Genomic DNA, 5,330 nt, shown 5'->3' with positions numbered 1-5,330 from the left:
GCAGATATAAATCATTCGCTGTCGACTTTAAATTATCCAGTTCTATTTAACAACTCCATACCTCTATATTATTTCACTATCTTATCAGCTGCACACTCATTTTTTGAAAATCGTGGGCCGCCGCCTGCAGCCTGATTTTTTCTCCATTTTTTTCGTTAACACTTATTGCAAAATAAATTTTGTGTTACGCTATTCACAAACATTACCATTATCAAACCAATACAAATAGCATATACAAGGCTTTGTTATTGTTGATAATTCAAAATAAATAATTACAGGATGAAAAAAAGTATTCTTTTTATAACAGGCAGTATTTTTTTATTGTGCTTTGCCAGCGCTAAAAATAATTTTTTAACTCCACCATCAATAAAAAATTCAAACGTATTAAAAGGAACATTTTCTGGAACTTTAACTGATGCTAAAACCGGTAAAGGCGTTTCCGGGGCAAGTATTTACATCACTGATATAAAGTCAGGTACTTCATCAGACAATGATGGTAATTTCTCCATTAAAAATATTCCCGAAGGAAATCATTTAATAGAAGTATCACATATTGGTTACACTACCATTGCAGAAAACATTATGGTAAGTGCCGATACAAAAAAAGATTTTGTGCTGAGCGAATCTGTGGTAGAAAATAATGCAGTAGTGGTTACAGGTGTTAGTGGTGCCACACAATTAAAAAAAATTCCCTTTGCGGTTTCTGTATTGCGTAAACAGGATTTTTTACAAAATACTTCAACCAATATTATAGAGTCGCTTACAAAAATTGGTGGTGTGTCAACTTTATCAACCGGCCCTGCCATTTCCAAACCTGTAATTAGAGGATTAAGTTATAACCGGGTACTTACCATTAATGACGGTGTACGCCAAGAGGGACAGCAATGGGGGGATGAACATGGTATTGAAGTGGATGAAGCCAGCGTAAATAAAATTGAATTGTTAAAAGGCCCGGCTTCAATTATTTATGGCAGCGATGCCATGGCCGGGGTGGTAAATATTATTACCAATGTTCCGGTGCAAAACAATACCATCAAAGCAAATATTTCGAGTAATTTTCAAACCAACAATAAATTAAGAACTCTTAATGCAAATATTGGAGGCAACAAAAATGGTTTCAACTGGAATATATATTCTTCCAACAAAGCAGCAGAAGATTATAAAAATAAATATGATGGCCCTGTGTACAATTCAAAATTTAACGAACATAATACTGGAGGTTATGCAGGATATAATGGCAACTGGGGCTATACCCATCTGTTAGTAAGCAATTTTAATTTAAAAGCAGGTTTAACAGAAGGGGAAAGAGATGCTGCCGGTTATTTTATTAAACCAGTTGCCGGTGGCGGTGATACAAGGGTAACCGACGCAGATTTTAAAAGCACTACACCACAAATTCCTTATCAGCATATCAGGCATTTTAAAATTGCAACCGATAACAGTGTGAAAATTAATAATAACCGTTTAACATTCAATATTGGTTTTCAGCATAACCAAAGAGAAGAGTTTGGTAATATTGATGATTTAAATGAGAGAGCTTTATTCTTTGATTTAAAAACAATCACCTATACCGGTCAGTTTCATTTTGCAGAAAAAAATAACTGGAAAACTTCTATTGGTGTAAATGGGATGCAGCAAAATAATACCAACAAAGGTGTGGAGCAACTGATACCCGATTATAATTTATTTGATATTGGCACTTATGTTTACACACAAAAAACAATTAAAAAAACAACATTAAGCGGAGGTGTTAGATACGACAGCAGAAATGCATCTATAAAAAATTTGCTTGACGGTGGAAGTGTAAAAGGTGCTGCTTTTACAAGATCTTTTTCCAACTTTTCGGGCAGTGTGGGTGTAGCATCGCAACTGACAGAAAAATTAAATTTAAAATTTAATGCAGCAAGAGGTTTCAGGGCACCCAGCATTCCTGAGCTGGCCAGTAATGGTGCACACGAAGGCACTATACGTTACGAATACGGTGATGCCAATTTAAAAAGCGAAACCAGTTTGCAATTTGATGGTGGACTGGAGTACAATGCAGAACATTTATCTTTTGGTATAACTGCATTTTTAAACCATTTTAATAATTTTATTTTTTACAGAAAATTAGAATCATTTGCCGGCGGCGACAGTTTAGTAAATGTTAATGGAAATAATTTAACAGCTTTTAAATTCGATCAGCGGAAAGCTTCATTAGCTGGTTTTGAATTTACAATGGATATTCATCCTCATCCTTTGGATTGGCTGCATATTCAAAATACATTTTCGTTTGTTAACGGAAGATTTGCAGAAGCCATTGAAGGTTCAAAAAATATTCCTTTTATTCCTGCTCCAAAATTAGTAACAGAATTTAAAGGCGATTTTAAAAAAATAAGTAAGACCGTTCAAAACTTTTATACAAAAGTGGAACTGGATAATACTTTTACACAAACCAACATTTTTACTGCTTACAATACCGAAACGAGAACGCCGGGTTATACATTGCTTAATGCAGGTATTGGTGCCGACTTTATTTCTAAAAAAGGAAATCAATTATTTACTTTAAATTTTAGTGCAATAAATATTACGGATGTGGCTTATCAAAATCACTTAAGCCGTTTAAAATATGCTGCAGAAAATTTAGCCACAGGCAGAACAGGTGTATTTAATATGGGAAGAAATTTTAGTGTTAAATTAAATATACCACTCAATTTTTCTTTAGCTAATTAAATTTTTATTATAACAGGTTGGGTTTTAGCGAAGCAATACTGCTTCGCTTTTTTATTATCGGCTGATGGTGCAGTTTATGCAGCGAAACTATATACAACTTGTTTTAATAGCTCCGTGCCTTCAGGCCGGAGATTACAGAAGGAAAGCATTTGGCTTTAGCCAAAATAATTATATAGCCGCAATATATTTTGGCTAAAGCCTGGGAATAACTTTACATTTTGCCCCGGCCTGAAGGCACGGGGCAATTAATTTGAAAATTCTTTCTTCTTCTTAACTATTATGCAGATAAACCTATAAATTTTAAAAACATTACAGGTTTATTTTTTTCTTCTCTTTACCCAAAGTAAAAAACCTGTGATGCTTAATACTGCCGATGATAAACCAAATAAGCTGTAAATGATTTTTACGGGCATTCCTCCATACTTACCCATATGCAATTGAGAGTTGATGATATCGTAGCGGTCGTCGGCACTTATTTCATTAATAAATCTTGTTTTTGAAATATTACCCGTACTGTCTAAAAAAATAACATCGGCAAATTTTTTAGAGTGTATAAAAGCGTTGGTGCTATTACTGCCATAAACAGCCGTTTTCCCTTTTTTGTTTTGAGCAAAATAAATTACATAGCCTGTAAAATTTGGATGAAGCTTTTGCAAATTATCATATGCCGAATCAAAATTAAAAAACAAATTAGGTGAAGGCTTTATAGTGTTTACCCAATCATTGCTTTGATAAAACTCTTTTTTAAAAATATAACGTTGCATCCAAAATCCGGTTATGCCAATCATTAAATTAAACAGCAGGGCCCAGGTGCCAATTATTTGATGAAGGTTATTTCTTTTCCAAACTACTTTTTTAAATAAGACAACTGCAAAAATATTTTTTGTGTAAATAATAATACCTGTTACAATACTTATTAAAAAAACAATAGCAAAAAAACCTAAAAGCCATTCGCCTTTTTTGCCTGCGTGAAAAGAATTATGGAATTTGGAAAGCCATCCCATAAAATTATTTTTAAAATCTTCGCTGCCGCCTCTTGTTTTTAAAATGCTTCCTGTTTGCGGATGCACAAAAACCTGCAACGCTTTTGTACCATTGTTATAAGAAGAATCATAAATTGAAAAAGAAAATACCTGCTGATTATTTTCAGCTACGGCACAGCTGCTGATGACAGCATGCGGATATTTTTGCTGTACTAATGTATAGCAACTGTCAACTGTTAATATTTTTTGCGGAATTTTATTTGGGCCAATTAAAGGTTTTTGTAAGGCATCAATATTATCCTGAAAAACCAATATTGCCCCCGACAAAGACAGGGCTAAAATAAAAATACCCACAAACAAACCGGCGACAGCATGAACAGTGACAAGACCTTTCTTTTTCATTAATTTATATTTATCAGCAAAGTGTATAACTGCAATAATACTATTAAATTGAATAATTATCCAGTGGAATTTGCAGTTAGATTTTACTGAGGCTTTAAAATAAAATCAACTTTTACAAAAAATTTCTGTTGTACATTTATTGCATGTTAGAAATAAACATCAACACACCGGCTTTACTTTTTCCGGCCATTACATTATTAATGCTGGCTTATACCAACCGTTTTTTATCGCTGGCAAGTTTAGTAAGAAAACTGCATGATGAATACCAGCATGGCGAAAAAGAAAAAAATATTCTAAACCAGATAAAAAACATCCGAAGTCGTTTAAATCTTATCCGATATATGCAGGGGCTGGGCATTATGAGTTTTTTATGCTGTGTATTATGTATGTATGCAATTTTCAGGGGCTGGATGGAAGTATCGCACTGGATATTTGCAGCAAGTCTTATTTTTTTACTTGGGTCAATCATACTTTCTTTAATAGAAATTAATAAAAGTACCAAAGCAATTGAATTGCAGTTGAGTGATATTGAAGAATTAAGTAAAGGAAATATATTTAATGATATTTTTAAAAATACTGAAAGCTAAAAATCAAACTCAGTAGGTTTGTGTTTTTCAAAATCTTCATCGTAGCTAACAAAAAAACGAATATACAATACACGGCTTATCCGCATTAACCAGGGTTGTATTACAATTAAGAAAAGTATATTTAAACCGAGCCACCAAAAAATACGGTTATCTTCTGTAGATACACCGATTAAAACGAACCAGGCAACAAAAGTTGCCACAGAAATAGCTACAGCCAACGCATAACTTACATACCCGGTGCCATACCAAAAGCCATTTTCCAAATCGTATTTTTGGTTGCATACAGGGCAATGCTCTGGCATATCAAAAATGTGAGAGAGTTTTAATTTACGGTAAGCATTGCTGTCGTTAAACATAGGGCCACGCCTGCATCGTGGGCATTTCATGGTAACAATGCTCCATAAATTATTGGGCTTCGGTTTTTTTACTGCTGTCATGCTGCAAAGATACCCAATTAAAAAAGGACGTTATGCCAATAAGATATTGGATCTATCCGATTAAAAAAATGTCAGGTTGAGCCTGTCGAAACCGGCTCTAAAGAAGCACCACAACGGCTTCGACAAGCTCAGCCTGACACTCCAATGGACTAGAAGTTTTGTCATTTGCAAAGAGCTTAAAAAAATTTTGTGAGTGCCTCAGGCCTGAC

General features: G+C 34.1%; 4 protein-coding genes. 2 read left to right on the top strand and 2 right to left on the bottom strand.

What is annotated here, in order from left to right:
• Window positions 1–279 precede the first annotated feature (279 nt).
• Window positions 280–2,712, top strand: coding sequence for a TonB-dependent receptor (locus tag ACY65O_RS08090; protein WP_462220348.1), 2,433 nt, complete (start codon window positions 280–282; stop codon window positions 2,710–2,712).
• 317 nt (window positions 2,713–3,029) lie between these two features.
• On the opposite strand, the gene ACY65O_RS08085 is transcribed toward ACY65O_RS08090, so the two are convergent.
• Window positions 3,030–4,097, bottom strand: a complete 1,068-nt coding sequence (locus tag ACY65O_RS08085; RefSeq protein WP_462220347.1) for a PepSY-associated TM helix domain-containing protein — start codon at window positions 4,095–4,097, stop codon at window positions 3,030–3,032.
• 143 nt (window positions 4,098–4,240) lie between these two features.
• Between ACY65O_RS08085 and ACY65O_RS08080 the strand changes: the two genes are divergently transcribed.
• Window positions 4,241–4,684 (top strand): DUF2721 domain-containing protein, encoded by a 444-nt coding sequence (locus ACY65O_RS08080; RefSeq protein ID WP_462220346.1) that lies wholly within the window; start codon window positions 4,241–4,243, stop codon window positions 4,682–4,684.
• On the opposite strand, the gene ACY65O_RS08075 is transcribed toward ACY65O_RS08080, so the two are convergent.
• Window positions 4,681–5,121, bottom strand: a complete 441-nt coding sequence (locus tag ACY65O_RS08075) for a DUF983 domain-containing protein (RefSeq protein ID WP_462220345.1) — start codon at window positions 5,119–5,121, stop codon at window positions 4,681–4,683. The two genes, ACY65O_RS08080 and ACY65O_RS08075, sit on opposite strands and share 4 nt — an antisense overlap.
• Window positions 5,122–5,330 lie beyond the last annotated feature (209 nt).

It is taken from the genome of Ferruginibacter sp. (assembly GCF_031430955.1).
Taxonomy (GTDB): domain Bacteria; phylum Bacteroidota; class Bacteroidia; order Chitinophagales; family Chitinophagaceae; genus Ferruginibacter.
The sequence above is the reverse complement of the archived record's forward strand: the minus strand, read 5'-3'. Positions and strand labels throughout refer to the sequence as shown.

Excerpts from the sequence above, each read along its gene's own strand:
- ACY65O_RS08090 (WP_462220348.1), top strand. The coding sequence starts at position 280 with ATGAAAAAAAGTATTCTTTTTATAACAGGCAGTATTTTTTTATTGTGC.
- ACY65O_RS08085 (WP_462220347.1), bottom strand. The coding sequence starts at position 4,097 with ATGAAAAAGAAAGGTCTTGTCACTGTTCATGCTGTCGCCGGTTTGTTT.
- ACY65O_RS08080 (WP_462220346.1), top strand. The coding sequence starts at position 4,241 with ATGTTAGAAATAAACATCAACACACCGGCTTTACTTTTTCCGGCCATT.
- ACY65O_RS08075 (WP_462220345.1), bottom strand. The coding sequence starts at position 5,121 with ATGACAGCAGTAAAAAAACCGAAGCCCAATAATTTATGGAGCATTGTT.